Source organism: Parasynechococcus sp. (assembly GCF_042954325.1).
In the GTDB taxonomy this organism is placed as follows: domain Bacteria; phylum Cyanobacteriota; class Cyanobacteriia; order PCC-6307; family Cyanobiaceae; genus Parasynechococcus.
Genome location: NZ_JBGKDS010000015.1, coordinates 23,144 through 39,488, shown reverse-complemented (window position 1 = coordinate 39,488; position 16,345 = coordinate 23,144). Strand labels below are relative to the sequence as shown.

Sequence of the window (16,345 nt, the reverse complement as noted above, 5' to 3'; positions counted from 1 at the left end):
TTTTCGAAAGACAGAGAGACAAAGTATCACATCATTTTAGATAATGCTTTGTGAAATCCTTTGTTAGTTTGGATGATTTTTAGTATGACGAGTACAGCCTTCCCAAGCCCCACTCCATTTGGATAAGGCCCCATCCTGGTGAGGTGATTTGTTCTCTATCTCATTTCTACTATGGCAAATTTCACAATGTCCGCGACCCTCAAGGCTAAGCCTGAGTATCGAGACAGGATCATAGAAATCATGAAAAGCCCCAAAGGGGTCGTCGTCGGACGGGAGGCCAAGGGAAATATCTTTTTTGATATCAGTCTCGACGATCAGGACCCCAACCTCTTTCATGCCTATGAGAACTGGCATACCAAAGAGGAATGGGAAGCCTTCATGCAGCTCAAGGATGGTGATGGTGTTCTAATCGCGACCCATGGAATTGATTTCGACTGGTTGTCGGAACCTCCTGTCTTTAATCCAGGAACATCTCTTGGCTGAGTTTAACGATCATTTCTCGTCGGCTAAAAAATTTTAGACTTGAGAAATAAAAAAGCACAAGGTGTTCAACCTCGTGCTTTTTTCATCTGTTTGTAGACGATTCAGCTCAGAGCTGGTGAGCTACGCCAAAGTGCTTGTAGATCTGCTCTCCTTTCATTAACCACGTATCGGCAACAGCCCATCGCCCCGTCTTGCTTGATGTGATGACGGCTTGAAAAGAGATGACCTCTTCGGAGTCTAAAAAATTATAAAGACGCTCAACACCAATCTCACCTTGATAGTCTAAGTATTTTGTAAATGCATCAATCAATGCCTCTGTGCCTGTGATCACATTCGGAGGTGGAAGCTCCAGGAAAGGAAAGGCGTTGTAGAGCGTTGCGTCAGAGGTGTAGGTGTCTCGGACCATGCCAGCCATGTCCTTGGCACCGATGTATTCCATGTGCTTGTCAAAAAATGCTTTACCGTCGCCTGGCTTGTAGGACATTTTGGTTGGCAAAAAAAGAATCCTTTTCCTAATCTAGTCATGGCGTGGAGTGCAGTTAGGTAATTCTCTAATGTGTTGCGGAACTTAATTCAATGTGTTGCTTAGGTGTTGGCTAGCCGACAAACTGCGCGCATCAAAAAAGGAGGGAAGCAAATGCTTAGCCCTCCATCATGAATCCCCTGAGATTGCAAGCTGATCAATCAATGGATTGGCTTGCGTTCATTCATCTGTGAAGCCTTGACTAACTTCAATGATTCTCCCGTCGGGATCTTTGATCCAAGCTGTACGCCAGCCAGGGATAAATGCATCAAAATCCAATGGGCCCAGGGTAATGGTTAGCGGTGTTATCGCCGCCAGCTTTTTGTCGACGTCATCAACTTTAAAAGCTAAGTGACGAAAACCTGGAAAGGTATGGCCATCATTGATGGCGTCATCAACCGGTGAGTCCTGATCTGCGGCGAAGAGCTCGAGATAAAAGGAGGAGTCAGCCATCTTGATGAAAATGATTTCATTCCCATCAGGTAGTTTGGCAACTCTGGCACGCCGAAAACCGAAGTTCTTGCAATACCAATCCTCGGTTGTTTTCTGATCTTTGCAGGTTAGGGCAAGTTGTGAAATAATCTGTAGCATCGTGAATCAAGCGACTGACCCGTCGGGATATTGAGTCATTCCTGCAAAGTGAATCTGGATTTCTCCCTTGTCGTTGAGAACCCAGCTGTCTGCAAAGCGCATTTTTGCTTCACCATCTGGTGTTTGCATCGTAATGGCTTCAACAATCATTAGGGTTGTTGGATTCTCTGTTTCTGCCCAAAAAGCAATCTCAGTGTCTAATCCCTGGATGCCGAGGATGCCCTGAAAGTGAACCTCAAGCTCTTTGCGCCCGCGAAAATATTTCGGGGTTTTTTCAAAGCTTGATATGAGTAATCCGTCCTCTGCATACTGGGCCAGCAGGCCATTGACATCCTTTTTGAGGATTAGATTAATGTGCTCTCGATACAAATTGCCAAGCTTGGACTCAGGAACGTTTTTCATGGCTGATGTGAGGTTTACTGCAAAGAGGTGGGGCACCCGAAGCTTTTAAAGCTTGCAAGAACCTGGCTCGTAGGTCATTCCATTCACAATATATTTGGAAACCGCCAATTTGCCATCACTGAGGCGTTTGACCTCCCATGTTTGATCGGCATCCATCATGAGGCGGGTGCTTCGTGCTTCTGGGGCATTCCAGATGCTGGCATGCCAGTTCACCACAACATGGGCTTCACAAGTGTTATCACTTTGCTTGGTAATATCGGCGACCTTCAGTGTGTGCTCTTCATCAAAAAAGATATTGATGACATTGTTGTACCAGCCTGTATAGCCTTCAAAGCCCGTCACTGTGGCTTCTGGAAAGACCAGTTGCACATCGTCGGTTAACAGTGGTCGAAAGCTTTCCAATGGAGCATGAATGTCGAGCAGACGATACCAATTCGCCGCAAAAAACCAGAGCTCAGGATGGGTCAACATGGAGTAGTGGTGGTGAAGTTCTGTAAAGAGTGGTGTGCGGTCGCAGTCCTTGTCTTGGTGAATGATCAGTGGCTAACGCCAACCCTCACGATTCAACAAGGTGTCATTGACCGGTGCCCTTGAGGGCATTTCAACCGTTTTCTGCGAGAGAAGTTTGGCTTTTGCCGATCCACACTTGTGGTGCATTTCGAGCATAGCCAGGGTTTTTCGATCGACCACTCCACCCAGCCTTAACCGGTCGTGCAGCTCTGCATTCCATGTGTTTGGGCCCGTTTTTTTGAGGACTCCTTCCTTTGCTGTCAACGCGTCGTGTCACGTTCCGCATCATTGCTTGCACTGTGTAGCGCCTTGATTGATCAGCTCTTTTGGCGGCTCGGGCAAGTCAACTTGTTTTCTCAATGTTTGTGCTACGGCCTTGCAGCTTTCTGCGCCTTGTGGTGCGCGCTGTGTAAATTTGTCGCCAACATTGTGGCGAATCCTTTTAGTGTGAATCTGCGGGTCTTATCGATCTCCCGTCAAGATTCACGATCTCATTGACTTGTCTCACTCCACCTCGCTGCTTGGTTGCCTGAGATTTTCGCTGGAGCAGGACCAACCGATTGCTCTGGCCACGGTGGTTGGGATTCAAGGTTCTGCTCCGAAGCCCCTCGGCTCCAGCCTTGTGGTTCGTTCTGATGGCACGGTCATCGGTGCCGTGAGTGGTGGCTGTGTGGAATCTGAGGTCGTACTGGCTGGAGAGCGTGTGCTGGCGTCCGGTCAGTCAGAGCATTTGACGTTTGAGGCTGCCGATGGTGATGACCCCTTTAGTACAGGTCTGACCTGCGGAGGGGTGATTCAAATCGTGGTTGAAAGGGTCGATGCTGATCGATGGCCGTATGCCAAAGAACTGCTTGATGCGATCGACTGTGATCAGCCATTGATGTTGGCAACACGGCTTGATCGACCTGGGCAACAATTGTTACTGACCCGTGATGGTAGTTATGGCTCACTCGAGCTTCCACAACTCGAAGCGCAATTAACAGATTCCTGGACCCATCGCCCTCGACCGAGTTTCTCGAGGTCATGGCCGAGCCATGCCTCTCTTGCGTTTGATGAGGAGGGTGTCACCGTTGTGATTCGTGAGTTTTTTCCACGTGCTCAGCTTTGGATTTTCGGTGCGATTGATATCAGCCAGTCTCTCGCACTCTTAGGCCGAGATTTAGGCTTCTGCGTGACTGTCTGTGATGCAAGACCTATTTTTGCCACGGAGGCCCGCTTCCCAATGGCGGATCGTGTCGTTTGTGAATGGCCTCATCACTGGCTTGAACAGCAGACGATTAGCGAGCAGACGGTTATTTGTGTGCTCACGCATGATGCCAAATTTGATCTTCCGATTCTAAAAGTCGCCCTACGCAGTGAGGCTCAATATGTTGGAGCAATGGGTTCGCGAAAGACGCATGCTGATCGGATGTCCCGCTTGATTGATGCTGGCTTGACTCAGGATGAGCTTGCACGATTGCGTTCACCCATTGGACTTGACCTGGGCGGTCGTTCTCCACAGGAAACTGCCCTTTCAATTCTTTCCGAGGTTGTGATGTTGCGTGAAGCACGCACCGGACGCCCTCTGATGGACATCCAGGGAACAATCCACTCGTCCATTGAATGACCTTGCACAATTTTGGATTGGTCTTGGCTGCCGGCTGTGGCCGTCGTTTTGGTCAGCCCAAGGCTGGTGTCATTTTTAACGGAGAGCGTCTTGTTGATCGTTCAGTCCGGTTATTGCATGAGGCTGGTTGCGACAGTGTCACCGTTGTTCTCGGCGCCTGGATCCAGCCGCTCACCGATTGCCATGTCGTGGTCAATGCACACTGGTCATCTGGCCTAGGGTCATCACTTCGCTGTGGCTTGCAGACACTCACCCGTCAGCATGGTGAACTTGAATCTTCATCTTCCAGGGCCGTTATAACTCTGGTTGATCTGCCTGGTTTGACCACCGCTGCGATTCAAAGAGTGTTGGATGTTGAGAGCGGACTCGTTGCGGCAAGTTACTGCGGCCAGCAGGGTCATCCGGTTGTGATTGGCCAGTCCCATTGGCCTGCCGTCATTCCATTCCTCGAAGGCGATCGTGGTGCCGGCAGTTATCTCAAGAGGCACCGTGATGAATTACGCCTGGTGGAGGTGAGTGATCTCGCTTCAGGGGAGGATTGGGATGAGCCTTGGCTTTCTCCTTGGGGTCGTGCTTAACAGATTGGGTGGCTTCAACGAAAGCCTTCCATCCCAGGCTGGCGCACCGTGTGCGACCCGGTAATTTGCTTAGGGGGGAGAGTGCTTTCAGTGGATGTTGCCCATGGAAGTGATGTGAATGATTGAGCATCTGTTGGAAGTTATGAAAAATTTGATGTGCCTGATCGATGGTTTTGCCATGAATGGCGTCAATCATGAGTTCTGTTGAGGCGATGCAAACGGCGCATCCCTCGCTCATATGGCAGGCTTCGCTGATGCACTCTTCCTCGTCAGACACCTTGATCGTGATTTCAACAACATCTCCGCATAATGGATTGATGGCATATCCTCGGCCTGTGTATGCATCCACGCGTCCGCGATGACGGGGGTGGCTCGATCGTTTACGAATGATGTCTCTGTAGTTGTTTCGTTCGTGTTCGGTCACTAGTCGTGAGGGTGGAAATTGACATCATGTTTCTAGTTCGGATTCTAGTGACATCCCCCTAAAATTCACTCTGTATTGAAGTCGTGTTGGATGTGGCTGTTTCCATGGATACCCAGGGCCGTCCCCTTGGTGTTTTGCGTTTATCTTTAACAGCTCTTTGCAATCTTGCCTGTCCCTATTGTTGCCCTGACGCGCTGGAACCACCTGGTTTACTGACGCTTTCACAACGCGTTCAACTCGTCGAAGCCTTCGTGGCCTTGGGAGGCCACACACTCCGTTTGACGGGTGGAGAGCCCCTCTTGTATCCAGATCTTGAGGCGCTGATCCGGGAACTGCAGCGTCTGAAACACGCGAGCTCTTCGGCAAGGTTACGAGAGATTGCTCTCACGACGAACGGAGTTTTGCTGTCGGAGCAGCGAGCGATTCAGCTTCGCGAGGCTGGTCTCGACCGGATCACGTTCAGTCTTGATGGCACAACGGCGGAGGCTGTGGCTCGGATGGCTGGTCTGAAGGGTGGAGACGCCGCTGGTCAAATTGTGCTCAACAAGGTTGTGGCTGCCATTGAGCATGCACGTCATGCGGGATTCGATCCTGATCGGGGACAGATCAAGCTCAATGCTGTGATGACACGTTCTGGGAATGCTGATCAGTTGCTTGGATTGGCGTCTCTCGCTCGACAGCGTGGTGTTGAACTTCGTCTGATTGAGTTCATGGATGTTGGCAATCGCAATGGCTGGAGTCCTGAGGGTGTTCTGACTGCTGATGAGATGGTGAAGACCATTGATCATCACTGGCCATTGGATCCCCTTGATCGTCACCCCCACGGCACCACCCTGCGTTGGCGATATCGGGATGGCCATGGCCTGTTGTCTGTCATTGCCTCAATCACGTCGCCCTTCTGTGGTGACTGCAATCGTCTTCGTGTTACCGCTGATGGCAAGGCCTATACCTGTTTGTTTGCCACTCCCGAGAGTGGTATCGACCTCAAGCCATTGTTCGATGCCTCTCTTGGTTCTGGAGCTCTACGGGACGGGTTGCTGGCTCTCTGGTCGCGCCGCCAGGATCGTTACAGCGAAGAACGGATGGAGCACAGATCTGATCACAGTGTTGAACAGTCGGCTGAACCACGTGCGGAAATGGCTTATCTCGGTGGCTAGTGATTCAGCTAAAGCGGTGCAAGACCTAAAAGCTTGATGGACGCAAAGACAAGCACAAGTGCGAGACAACGCCGGATCCAGGTCACGGGCCAATGACGACTTCCCAGACGGGATCCGATTGCTCCAGCAATCAAAACAATGATCACCCACGTCAGCAGGTTCTGACCCATCAGCTGCTGGAGTCCTGAAGGGTGTGCCAGCGACCAGCCTGTCAGGCCAGCGGCGGAGTTAATCAAAATGAACAGAACGGAGACGGCAGACGCTTCCCGTGTGGAACACCATCGGCACAACAACATCAGTGGAGTGAGGAACACGCCACCACCTGTCCCTGTACAACCTGCGAGAAGTCCCAGTGCCCCACCAGTGGCGAGCACAACTGATCGTGCAGGTCGGGTCAGCCGGATCGGATCCTGTACTTCGGTCCCGATCCGCCAGGCTGAAAGCAAAAGGACCCCGCCAACGAGGGGACGAAACCAATGGCTTGGGAGATTGATCCACCCGCCAAGAACCGCCATGGGAAGCGACAAAAGGTAGACCGGCCAAAGGTCTCTCCAGGGCAAGTGACCTGCCCTCAGAAAATTCCAACAGCCAACACTGGCTACCACCAAATTCAAGATCAATGCAATTGGTTTGATTTGCTCTGGTGTGGCATTGGCCAGGGCAAACACCGCAATGTATCCCGATGCTCCAGCATGTCCGACAACGGCATAGGCAAAGGCCACGATTGCCAACGCCATAGAAACGAGCGGCATCCCAATTTCTGATGGTGGCAAGAACCCTACGAGTGGCGTCGACATCAAAGCCACCACAGCTGAGATGATGACAGTTGTGAATGGAAATTTCGACTCATCCCCTGAGATTTCACGTCACGTTTAAGACATTGTGTTGGGATCAGGTCCAATACGCTGCCCCTTCTCAAGTGATTGAATCAGATTGAGGTCTGACTGATCCAATACGATCTGGCTCTCTAAATTCTGCTTGATTCTGCTTGGATGAACGGATTTGGTGACGGGTAAATTTCCTATTTGGTGATGCCAAGATAGGATGACCTGTGCTGTGGTGGACTGATATTTTTTGGCAATACTTTGAATTATTGCGTCTTCGAGGAGGCTCCCCCTTGCGAGGGGACTCCAGCTCACCGTTGCGATCCCGAGATCAGCATGATAATTCCTAAGGGACTCTTGTTGGAGCCATGGATGACATTCAATTTGATTGAGTACTGGGGTTTCTCCCGTGCTCTCAATGAGTTGCTTTAAGTGTTCTTGATTAAAGTTGGAGACACCGATTGATTTGACTAGTCCTTCATCCCTTAAGGCAATCATTTCCTTCCATGTCTCGATAAACAGACCGCGTGAGGGTACTGGCCAATGGATCAGCAGGCAATTAAGGTATGTGGTGTTCAGCTTCTCTAGGCTTTCAAGACAAGATTGCCTGGTTCTGTCACGACCTTGCGAATCATTCCATATCTTTGTTGTTATGAATAAATGATCTCGATGAACACCACTGCGCTTAATTGCCTTGCCCACACCTTGCTCATTTTTGTAGATCGATGCAGTATCGATGTGCCGATAGCCGATATCAATCGCCGATAAGACCGGATCCTCGACCATGTCATCGGGAATCAGGAAGACGCCAAACCCATCGGCTGGGATCTTATTTCCGTCTAGCAGTTGTCTGGTTTTGCCCATGGCTGAGAAGTGGTTAATTTAATTGACTTGCTGCATTGCTTTTTTGGTGAATGAACAGACAAGATTTGTCAGATAGTCGGGATTAGCCGATGAGTTTTTGATCGCCGGAGTTAATGCTTTGCCAACTATTTTCGGGTCGATTGAGGTTGCGCTTCTTGCTTCCTGGATATGCGTCTCGACTGCCGGTAATCTTGAAGGTATAATTTCCCGTCCATACACGATAAAGTTTTCAGCTTGAACTTGGCTTGGATTGCCAGATATCATTGTTGCGATTCCGCAAAGAGGTAAACGGCTGACTGGATCTGTAACTTCTTGGACAAATACGCTGCCCTGGTATTTCTGAAGGTGGATTGCCGTGAGAACGGATTGTTTGGGTTTCTGCTCCGGATGTGAGACTGTCATTGCCTCTTTCCCATTGGAGAATTCAAACGTGGCTCCATGGCTCAGAAGCACGGCAAGCACTCCCATGGAACTGCTTGCATAGGAGAATTCATCGCCGATGCTTGTTTGATTACAGTATTGACGGTTTCCTATTGTTCCAATCGCTTTCTTTAATGCGGGGAATGTTTTGCCGATAGAATGATGATCCAGAAGAGTTGCTAAAGAAACGGAGGATCCGATTTCGACTGCCCCGTCACCTTTCTCATTGATCAGTTTAAGGCTTTCGATGCGATCTACTGAGATAATTGCATCTGGATTAATGGCTCCTGACTTGAGCAAACCAATCAGAGAATGACCTCCAGACAGGATCGCCACATCACGATGAGTATGCAGTTCTTTGAACAGTTCCTTGATTGTTTGCGGTGCTTTGAATTGAAATTCGGAGGTGATCATGAGGTGTTGTTGTTGAATTCCTAGGATCTGTTTGTCGTGAATGAATTATGGTTTCGACTGCATCGCCATCCATACTTTTTCCGGAGTTAATGGCGTATCAATGTGTTTGACTCCAATGGCATTGCAGACAGCACTGACGACTGCTGGTGGGACACCATTGATGGCCACATCACCAGCGCCCTTTCCCCCATGTGGAGTATGTGGTGTTGTTGTTTCTGTCCTTGTTACATCAAACAGTGGGAGATGAGATGGGCGCACAGACCCGTAGTGCAACTCAAGAGAATTAATAACCACTCCATTCTTGTCGTGGACAATTTGTTCCATTAGTGCTTGTGAGAGGCCTGCGTAGATATTGCCATGGGTTTGCCCATCAACAATTCCCGGATTACAGACCTTGCCGAAGTCATCGACTGCGATGTATTGAACAACATCAACTTCTCCCGTGTCCTGATCGATTTCGACAAATGCAACATGACTGCCGAAGGGGAATGCAAAATCTTTGGGATCCCAGTAAGCAATCATTTCTAGGCCTGGATCGAGCCCTTCAGGCAGATCCCATGCATTGTGCAAAGCGTTTGAAATCTCAGGCAAGGTGACTTTTTTACTGGCATCTGTACGGACTGAATATTCACCTTGCTGATGAATAATGTCCTCTGCACGACAACCCAGCATATGAGCAGCCATGGTGGTTGCCTTTGCCTTCACCTTTTGGCAGGCAACGGCAACCGCTCCACCTTCAATTTGATAAGAGCGCGACCCATAACTGCCGCCGATGGGGAGATTCCCTTTGGTATCTGAATGAATCACTTCAATTCTGTCCAGATCAATCCCCAGTTCTTCGGCGACAACCTGTGAGAACACAGTCACGTGTCCTTGACCATGGGGCTGACTGCCGATGTGTAACTGTGCATCCCCACTCTGATGCACTCTTAAATGTGCCGTTCCATAGGTTCCTCCATTCAACCCAATGACGTTATGCATGTAGGGAGATGGACCTACTCCTGTGACTGCTGCATAGGAGGAAACACCAAATCCAAGTAATTTGCCTCGCGTGGCGGCCTCTTGACGCTTCTGTTCTATTTCTTTGAGATTAGCTTTGTCCAATGCTTGATCCAGTGCTAGTTCATAATTTCCAGAGTCATAGGTAAAACCAAGTCCATTCTTGTAGGGGAAATCGTCGTTTTTGATGTAATTGATCCTTCTGACATCGACTGGATCCATTCCAATTTCGTCGGCATATAAATCAATGAGTCTTTCGATGACATAAAGTCCTTCGGTTCGGCCTGCACCACGCATTGGTCCAACCATCTGGCGGTTGGAGTATGCAATGTTGACTTCGTAGAATGGATGCTCGATGGCATAAGCGCCCGTCACACTCATCCCCGTCAATGCAGCTGGGGCTCCGGGTCCGTTGAATGTGGAGTATGCGCCTAATGTGGCAAAGTTGCTGCAATAAAGCGCCGATATTTTGCCCGATTTGTCTCCTGCAATGGTTGCATCAACATCTGAACCCCTGGCATGGGTCGTTCGTCGATAGAGTCCTTCGCGTGTATCCACCCACTTGACTGGTCGACCGACACGCTTGGCCATGACCAGCGCAACGGCTGTGTCGTTGTAGATGTATCCCTTACAGCCGTAACTTCCTCCAACCTCGGGAACCACGACACGTAATTTGTTGAATGGAATGCCTAGGACCAGACCACAAAGTGCTGCTCTATTGATGTGTGGAATCTGTGTATTCGTCCAGAGGGTATAGTCTTCTGTGGTGGAATCGTAATCAGCAATAGTAGATCTCGTTTCGACTGGGCAGGCGCTGACCAATTGATAAGGAAGGTGGTGATTGACAACTACTTCTGCCTTCCCAATCGCTGCTTGTGCCGCTTCTTTATTGCCCCAGCTTACGTATTGGCAAACGTTATCTGGAATATTGTCGTGAACGATGGGTGCACCGTCCTTCAGGGCCGACCTGGCATCGAGCACATGCGGTAAAACTTCGTAGTCAACCTGAATGTTCTTCGCAGCCCTCTGTGCGGCTTCAAGGGTTGTCGCTGCCACCGCTGCGACTGTTTCACCAATATGTCTGACCTTATCAACCGCAAGAATTGTTTGCCCGGCAGGGAATCCCCAAGGATGTGGAGGGAATTTCCCTTTCTCACCCGCTGGATTCATTAAGACCGGCAGCGGGTTGTACTGTTTAATGTCCTCTCCTGTGATGATATCTAAAACACCCTCAATTGATTTTGCTTTGTCTAGATTTATTTTCTTGATCTTTGCATGAGCATGTGGGCTATCCAAAAAGACCATATGCACCATTCCTGGCATGCTCAGGTCAGCCATGAACTTGGCGGACCCATTCAGCAGAGCTTTGTCTTCTTTCCGTTTGACTGGAGATCCAAGAATTGGTGAGTTGGTCATTGCTTAAGAAACCGTCTTTGGATGGATTGGTCTTAGGAACTACCTGAATAATGCCGTGTTTACTGTTGGCCTTTGGCTGCATCCAGTGCCGCAAGAACAATGTTTTGAAAGCCAGTGCAACGACAAAGCACACTGTCCAACTGTTCTCGAACCTCCTGCTCCGTTGGTTGGGCGACACGGTCCAGTAGTTCTGTTAAGACGAGCAGAGCTGCTGGAGTGCAATATCCGCACTGAACGGCATGAAATGCTTCAAATCGGCTCTGGAGATTGTTTAGTTCTTGATCATCAGACAGGCCCTCAACGGTGATAATCGCTTTGCCGTCAGCCTGAACGGCAAGCATCATGGAACTTTTGACAGCCTGTCCATCTAATAGGACAGTACAAGCACCCGTCTGCCCAAAATCGAGTGGATTCTTGGTTCCTGTTAATCCAAGATCTTCTCGCAGAAAATCGACAAGAAGCTTGTTTGGTTCAACATGTGCCTCAATCGATTTGTTGTTGACTGTGCAAGTGATGTTCACCGTTTTAGAAAGCGGAAAGATTTGTTTGCTGTTGTCAATTAATTTGATGCAGCCAAGCTTCTCATCACATCTGACCTAGAAGGTTGCTCGCGTGATGAGAAGCTTGGTTTGATCTGCCGGCTGTTTAGCTATCGGCTTTTATGAGGTCAGCACCTTTTTCTCCAATCATGATGCAAGTTGCATTGAGATTGCAGTTGACAATAAATGGCATGATCGATGCATCAATTACGCGAAGACTGTCGACACCATGTACTTTTAATTTGGGGTTGACTACGGCCATTTTGTCGTATCCCATTTTGCAGCTGCAAGAAGGATGCCATTGGGTGAATGACGTGTCGCGGAAATACTCTTTCAGGCTTTCATCAGACTGTTTGTCTGCCCCTGGCAGCACTTCTTCCCCTCGAAGATGATCAAATGCGGCAGAATTGACAATGTCACGAGCCATCCTGAATGCCTTTAAGAGCACATTCATGTCTTCTTCACTCTCGAAGTAGTTGTGGACTACTTTCGGATTGTCGAATGGGTTTGAGGATGCGAGTTTGACACTTCCAGTGCCTTGGGCCTGGACCACTGCCGGAACCACTGTAAATCCAGGGTCTGGAGAGACGTCAGGGAACATGAATCCTCCGACGCAGAATTGAATGTCTGGAGATGCCGCTTTTTCGAGCCCTGCTCGTGAATAGGTGAAGTGCATATTTTCGCTAATAATCGAAGGAACATTTTGTGTGCTCAAGTCCACATTCTCGTTGAACTTCCATGCCATTCGACCAACGATATGGTCCTGGAGGTTCTGGCCGACCCCTGGGAGATCTTTCACCAGAGAGATGTTGTGCTCTGCAAGGTGATCCTTCGGTCCAATGCCTGAAAGCATCAGAATTTTTGGAGACTGATATGGACCAGCGCTAAGGATCACTTCTTTATTGACCCTAATGTTCTTGTACTCAGGAGTACCACGAACTTCTGAACCCAAGCGATCAAGGTTGCTTGCATATTGGATGCCAATTGCCTTAGCACCGTCCAGAATGATTTTGCTGACCTCACATTTTGTTCGCAACGTGAAGTTGCTACGATCCATTGCTGGATGAACATAACCAACAGCGGTGCTATTTCTTAGACCATCTTTTGTTGTTGCTGATTGCGTCAGTGTGGCAGTATTTCCTTGCTCGAGACTGTTGTAGTCGTAGTCAGTGGCCCCGCCATATCCTTGTTGTTTTGATGCTGCGACCCAGGCCAGGGCTGTGGGGCTTGGATCTTTCAACTTGGCGATATGGATCGGTCCTCCTACGCCGCGTGTTTCTGATGCGCCTCCTTCAAAATCTTCGAGCTTTTTAAAATAAGGGAGGACGTCCTCATAGGCCCAACCCTCATTGCCGAGATGTGCCCAATTGTCGTAATCACGTCGATGGCCCCGGACAAAAATACGTCCATTGACCGTTGATCCACCTCCAAGGACTCGGCCTTGAATCAGAGGCTTCTTGAGATTTTTGCAGTAAGGCTCTGGCTCTGTTTCTAGCCCCCAGCTCAATTCTGGCTTCCAGACTTTGAACAGGTCTGTGACCGCAGTCTCTTTGATCGCGGGGTCAACATCCATATCACCCGCTTCCAACAAAAGCACCTTGATGTTGGGATCTTCGCTTAAGCGACTGGCAACGACTGATCCAGACGCCCCAGCACCGACCACCACATAATCGTAAGTTTCGTCGAACTGAGTGTTGGTCGACATGTTACTTATGTTGAACTCAGCCTAAAGCTAGCCATGCCTCCTTTACCGGGCCTCATCCTTTACATTTTTATATGCTGCATTCAATATTTAGTGTTTTCTCGGCACACATTTGCCAACGTCTCTTATCCTTCGATCTCATTAAATAGCCGTCAAGTCATTGAAGGCTTGACGGCTTGGTTGGTTTTGTTTATCTAGATCCTATTACTGGCCGCAATGGACGCCGATCAGATCGGGTCGTACCTGGCCATCCAGCACGAGGTTGATTAGATACGGTCCGTCATGTGCCAACATTCTAGAAATGGCATCTTTAACCTGGTCTGGTCTTACGACTTGTTCCCCTGCTACTCCAAAGCTATTTGCGATTTCATTAAAGCAGATTTCAGGTTTTGAAAGATCAAATGCTATGGGGAAGTCTCTTCCCTCGATCCCTCGTTCTTGCCAGAATTTGCTGATATTCGCTTGCAGTAACCGGTAGGATCTGTTCTGACAAACTATAAACTTAGCAGCCACGTTATGCCTTGCGGCCGTCCATAAGCACTGAATGGTGTACATGCTTCCTCCATCGCCGGAGAAGCCAACAACGCATCGATCGGGATGTGCAATTTTTGCACCAATGGCTCCTGGGAAACCCGTCCCCAATGACCCCCCACGAGTCAACATTCGTTCACCAGGTTCTCGGCCGGGAAGGTATTTGTTGACGGGGGGGGAGTTGGTCAGTGCTTCATCAAAGATAATTCTGTTTTCGGGCAGCATTTCAGAGAGCGTCTTAATGAAATAGCCCGAACGCATTGATAGCTTTTTGCCGTCGTACTTCTCACTTGCATGTTGTGGGACAACTTCATAATTGTTGTCGACGTCATTGTTGATGACAGGGGATTCGCTTTCTAGTTTTTTTCTTCTCTCTTGTGCAGCATTGTGCCAGTTTTGTGGCAGCTGTTTGACCAGGGGAATTAAACCCTCGATCACAGTATGTGGCTCGGCGACGTATGAAATGTCGACCCGATGATTCTTGGCAATGTTGTTGACATCAGTGTCCACATGAATCACCGTTGCCTTTGCATCAAAGATGTCCCCTAGATGGGGAAATACTTCCGGTAGTAAATATGCTCCAAGTGTGATGCAGAGATCACACCCTTTCATGATCGGCAGGCTTGCATCCCCGAACATGTGACCTGTACTTCCGTAGTTGAGAAGGTGATCATCGGGAAAGTTGATCTCACCGCCGTCTGCCGAATATACTTTCGCACCCATTGTTTCAGCCAATTCCACCACGCGGTCGACTCCGCCGGTCCAGGCCACCCCGTCGCCTACCAGGATGATTGGATTGTTGGCCTGTTCAATCGCGGAGGCTAACTTCTCTAAATCATGATCCCTTGGCTTCGTTGCCAAGCTGGGCACATGGGCCGCGAAAATCTCTTCTGTGACCTCGGCATCCAGAATATCTTCAGGCAGGCAAAGATAGACCGGCCCACAGGGAGGAGTCGAAGCGATTTTAATGGCTCGTCTTACCATCCGGAGCAAGCTCGACGGATGCTGAACCATTGCAGACCATTTTGTGACGGGTTCCGCCATCGCCACAAGATCAGCGGCCATCTGGGCATCCATGGCCTGATATTTGATTCCTGCATCCCCGCCAATCACGACCAGCGGCGCTTGCCCCCGCATCGCTTGGTACAGATTGCCAATCGCGTTGCCCAGTCCCGGTGAACTGTGGATCTGAACCAATGCTGGTTTTAATCGTGCTCTCGCATAGCCGTCTGCACACAGGACCGCAATTGATTCCTGAAGGGTGAGGATGTACTTCATCTCTGGCACATCAGCCAGAGCATCCAAAAAACCCTGTTCGACAGTCCCTGGGTTCCCAAACATATGGTCCAGGCCATTGGCAAGAAACTGCCTCAGGATCGCCTCATGTCCTTTCATAATTGCTCGAGATGTGAGTGAAGAACGAGGCGCCTTCTAAGGCGCCCTTTTATTGTTTGGTTTACCAGCCGTAACGGCGGAGACCGTCTTCTAGAACTTTGCGCACCAGCTCTCCAACCAATGCAGAGTCTTGTGTAGAACGACCTGTCAGGAAGGGGTAATCAAGAATGGTTGACAGATTTTTGCCTACACCTCCGTGGTACTTGCCCTTGGGGCCAGTCGCATCACGAAGAATGTATTCCAGAGGGTAGAACGGAGGTCCGAAGTTAGCCGTTGTATTCATTGGCTCTCCATCAAATCCATACATTTGGGCAAAACCCGTATTCTCTTTGTAATCGTATTCTCTGGCATGTCCCGTAACATTTTTCCCCCAAATAATGCTTTTTCGATCTGTCCACTCTCTCGCAAATGCCAGACATGTCACGCAATAGCATTCCGCGGCAATCAACTTGTCTCGGTTGACATATCCGAGAATGAGATTATGCAACCTCTCATTGTTGACCATGTCTGCCATCGGTCCACTACCACCTGGCAGTAGTAGCGCATCGTATGGGTCAACAAATTCTTGCCAGAATTCTTCGCGCCTCTCATGAAAAGCTGCTAATTCGAGGCCGAAATTTTCGCCATTGAAGTATGGCATCAGAGAAATCTTCTCTGACAAATTAATTGGACTGTTTAGCAGGGTCGATTCATGGACCTCTGTCGTCCTTTTTGCATAATGTGCATCAGTAACAACTTTGTGCAGTGGTGGGTCGAAGTAGCCTTCCTCCATGCTCGGAGGTAATGCAGGTGGCTTCCGACCGAAGGGTGTCATGAAGTCGAGTTGGTACCCGGCCTTCGTCAGAACATCAAGGGGCCCTATGAGCTCCTCGCCCCAGTAGCCCCACTCTGAGAGCACAACTAGAATTCTTTTTGCCATAGTCAACCCCTGAAATTTTAGAGTGGTTGATTCACTCTTTTGGACTAT

17 protein-coding genes are annotated in these 16,345 nt (G+C 49.3%); 4 read left to right on the top strand and 13 right to left on the bottom strand.

The window, feature by feature from the left end:
* The first annotated feature begins 186 nt into the window (after positions 1–186).
* Positions 187–483 (top strand): putative quinol monooxygenase, encoded by a 297-nt coding sequence (locus tag ACGVKB_RS02210; protein WP_392349636.1) that lies wholly within the window; start codon positions 187–189, stop codon positions 481–483.
* A 106-nt stretch (positions 484–589) separates the two neighbouring features.
* Here ACGVKB_RS02210 and ACGVKB_RS02205 read toward each other — a convergent pair whose 3' ends face one another.
* The 4 genes from ACGVKB_RS02205 to ACGVKB_RS02190 form a co-directional block, all read right to left on the bottom strand.
* Positions 590–967 carry a hypothetical protein gene (locus ACGVKB_RS02205; protein ID WP_392349635.1) on the bottom strand — a complete coding sequence of 126 codons (378 nt, stop codon included), beginning with the start codon at positions 965–967 and terminating at the stop codon, positions 590–592.
* 219 nt (positions 968–1,186) lie between these two features.
* A complete protein-coding gene (locus ACGVKB_RS02200; RefSeq protein ID WP_392349634.1) occupies positions 1,187–1,597 on the bottom strand; it encodes a VOC family protein in 411 nt (136 codons plus the stop codon).
* Between the two features lie 6 nt (positions 1,598–1,603).
* Positions 1,604–1,999 (bottom strand): hypothetical protein, encoded by a 396-nt coding sequence (locus tag ACGVKB_RS02195; protein ID WP_392349633.1) that lies wholly within the window; start codon positions 1,997–1,999, stop codon positions 1,604–1,606.
* 45 nt (positions 2,000–2,044) lie between these two features.
* The gene (locus ACGVKB_RS02190; protein WP_392349632.1) at positions 2,045–2,470 is read right to left on the bottom strand and encodes a hypothetical protein; all 426 of its coding nucleotides are present in this window, start codon (positions 2,468–2,470) and stop codon (positions 2,045–2,047) included.
* A 538-nt stretch (positions 2,471–3,008) separates the two neighbouring features.
* Between ACGVKB_RS02190 and ACGVKB_RS02185 the strand changes: the two genes are divergently transcribed.
* A complete protein-coding gene (locus ACGVKB_RS02185) occupies positions 3,009–4,115 on the top strand; it encodes an XdhC family protein (protein ID WP_392349631.1) in 1,107 nt (368 codons plus the stop codon).
* Positions 4,112–4,693 (top strand): NTP transferase domain-containing protein, encoded by a 582-nt coding sequence (locus ACGVKB_RS02180; protein WP_392349630.1) that lies wholly within the window; start codon positions 4,112–4,114, stop codon positions 4,691–4,693. Before ACGVKB_RS02185 ends, ACGVKB_RS02180 begins: the two co-directional genes overlap by 4 nt.
* Here ACGVKB_RS02180 and sufU read toward each other — a convergent pair.
* On the bottom strand, positions 4,593–5,117 hold the full coding sequence (sufU, locus tag ACGVKB_RS02175) for a Fe-S cluster assembly sulfur transfer protein SufU (RefSeq protein ID WP_392349629.1): 525 nt from the start codon (positions 5,115–5,117) through the stop codon (positions 4,593–4,595). The two genes, ACGVKB_RS02180 and sufU, sit on opposite strands and share 101 nt — an antisense overlap.
* Before the next feature lie 104 nt (positions 5,118–5,221).
* Between sufU and ACGVKB_RS02170 the strand changes: the two genes are divergently transcribed.
* Complete coding sequence (locus ACGVKB_RS02170) at positions 5,222–6,274, top strand: GTP 3',8-cyclase MoaA (protein ID WP_392349628.1); 1,053 nt, start codon at positions 5,222–5,224, stop codon at positions 6,272–6,274.
* An 8-nt stretch (positions 6,275–6,282) separates the two neighbouring features.
* On the opposite strand, the gene ACGVKB_RS02165 is transcribed toward ACGVKB_RS02170, so the two are convergent.
* The 8 genes from ACGVKB_RS02165 to ACGVKB_RS02130 all read right to left on the bottom strand — a co-directional run bounded on the left by ACGVKB_RS02165 (position 6,283) and on the right by ACGVKB_RS02130 (position 16,297).
* Positions 6,283–7,026, bottom strand: a complete 744-nt coding sequence (locus ACGVKB_RS02165; RefSeq protein WP_392349627.1) for a sulfite exporter TauE/SafE family protein — start codon at positions 7,024–7,026, stop codon at positions 6,283–6,285.
* 120 nt (positions 7,027–7,146) lie between these two features.
* Complete coding sequence (locus ACGVKB_RS02160; protein ID WP_392349626.1) at positions 7,147–7,962, bottom strand: aldo/keto reductase; 816 nt, start codon at positions 7,960–7,962, stop codon at positions 7,147–7,149.
* A gap of 18 nt (positions 7,963–7,980) precedes the next feature.
* Positions 7,981–8,796 carry an FAD binding domain-containing protein gene (locus ACGVKB_RS02155; protein WP_392349625.1) on the bottom strand — a complete coding sequence of 272 codons (816 nt, stop codon included), beginning with the start codon at positions 8,794–8,796 and terminating at the stop codon, positions 7,981–7,983.
* 45 nt (positions 8,797–8,841) lie between these two features.
* Complete coding sequence (locus ACGVKB_RS02150) at positions 8,842–11,211, bottom strand: xanthine dehydrogenase family protein molybdopterin-binding subunit (RefSeq protein ID WP_392349624.1); 2,370 nt, start codon at positions 11,209–11,211, stop codon at positions 8,842–8,844.
* Between the two features lie 59 nt (positions 11,212–11,270).
* Positions 11,271–11,732 (bottom strand): (2Fe-2S)-binding protein, encoded by a 462-nt coding sequence (locus tag ACGVKB_RS02145; protein WP_392349623.1) that lies wholly within the window; start codon positions 11,730–11,732, stop codon positions 11,271–11,273.
* A 124-nt stretch (positions 11,733–11,856) separates the two neighbouring features.
* The gene (locus tag ACGVKB_RS02140; protein ID WP_392349622.1) at positions 11,857–13,455 is read right to left on the bottom strand and encodes a GMC family oxidoreductase; all 1,599 of its coding nucleotides are present in this window, start codon (positions 13,453–13,455) and stop codon (positions 11,857–11,859) included.
* Positions 13,456–13,656: 201 nt separating this feature from the next.
* Entirely contained in the window at positions 13,657–15,378 is a 1,722-nt protein-coding gene (locus ACGVKB_RS02135; protein WP_392349621.1) for a thiamine pyrophosphate-binding protein, read from the bottom strand.
* Positions 15,379–15,439: 61 nt separating this feature from the next.
* Positions 15,440–16,297, bottom strand: coding sequence for a type 1 glutamine amidotransferase domain-containing protein (locus tag ACGVKB_RS02130; RefSeq protein ID WP_392349660.1), 858 nt, complete (start codon positions 16,295–16,297; stop codon positions 15,440–15,442).
* Positions 16,298–16,345: the final 48 nt, after the last annotated feature.

Excerpts from the sequence above, each read along its gene's own strand:
- ACGVKB_RS02210 (WP_392349636.1), top strand. The coding sequence starts at position 187 with ATGTCCGCGACCCTCAAGGCTAAGCCTGAGTATCGAGACAGGATCATA.
- ACGVKB_RS02205 (WP_392349635.1), bottom strand. The coding sequence starts at position 967 with ATGTCCTACAAGCCAGGCGACGGTAAAGCATTTTTTGACAAGCACATG.
- ACGVKB_RS02200 (WP_392349634.1), bottom strand. The coding sequence starts at position 1,597 with ATGCTACAGATTATTTCACAACTTGCCCTAACCTGCAAAGATCAGAAA.
- ACGVKB_RS02195 (WP_392349633.1), bottom strand. The coding sequence starts at position 1,999 with ATGAAAAACGTTCCTGAGTCCAAGCTTGGCAATTTGTATCGAGAGCAC.
- ACGVKB_RS02190 (WP_392349632.1), bottom strand. The coding sequence starts at position 2,470 with ATGTTGACCCATCCTGAGCTCTGGTTTTTTGCGGCGAATTGGTATCGT.
- ACGVKB_RS02180 (WP_392349630.1), top strand. The coding sequence starts at position 4,112 with ATGACCTTGCACAATTTTGGATTGGTCTTGGCTGCCGGCTGTGGCCGT.
- ACGVKB_RS02170 (WP_392349628.1), top strand. The coding sequence starts at position 5,222 with ATGGATACCCAGGGCCGTCCCCTTGGTGTTTTGCGTTTATCTTTAACA.
- ACGVKB_RS02165 (WP_392349627.1), bottom strand. The coding sequence starts at position 7,026 with ATGCCGCTCGTTTCTATGGCGTTGGCAATCGTGGCCTTTGCCTATGCC.
- ACGVKB_RS02160 (WP_392349626.1), bottom strand. The coding sequence starts at position 7,962 with ATGGGCAAAACCAGACAACTGCTAGACGGAAATAAGATCCCAGCCGAT.
- ACGVKB_RS02155 (WP_392349625.1), bottom strand. The coding sequence starts at position 8,796 with ATGATCACCTCCGAATTTCAATTCAAAGCACCGCAAACAATCAAGGAA.
- ACGVKB_RS02150 (WP_392349624.1), bottom strand. The coding sequence starts at position 11,211 with ATGACCAACTCACCAATTCTTGGATCTCCAGTCAAACGGAAAGAAGAC.
- ACGVKB_RS02140 (WP_392349622.1), bottom strand. The coding sequence starts at position 13,455 with ATGTCGACCAACACTCAGTTCGACGAAACTTACGATTATGTGGTGGTC.
- ACGVKB_RS02135 (WP_392349621.1), bottom strand. The coding sequence starts at position 15,378 with ATGAAAGGACATGAGGCGATCCTGAGGCAGTTTCTTGCCAATGGCCTG.
- ACGVKB_RS02130 (WP_392349660.1), bottom strand. The coding sequence starts at position 16,297 with ATGGCAAAAAGAATTCTAGTTGTGCTCTCAGAGTGGGGCTACTGGGGC.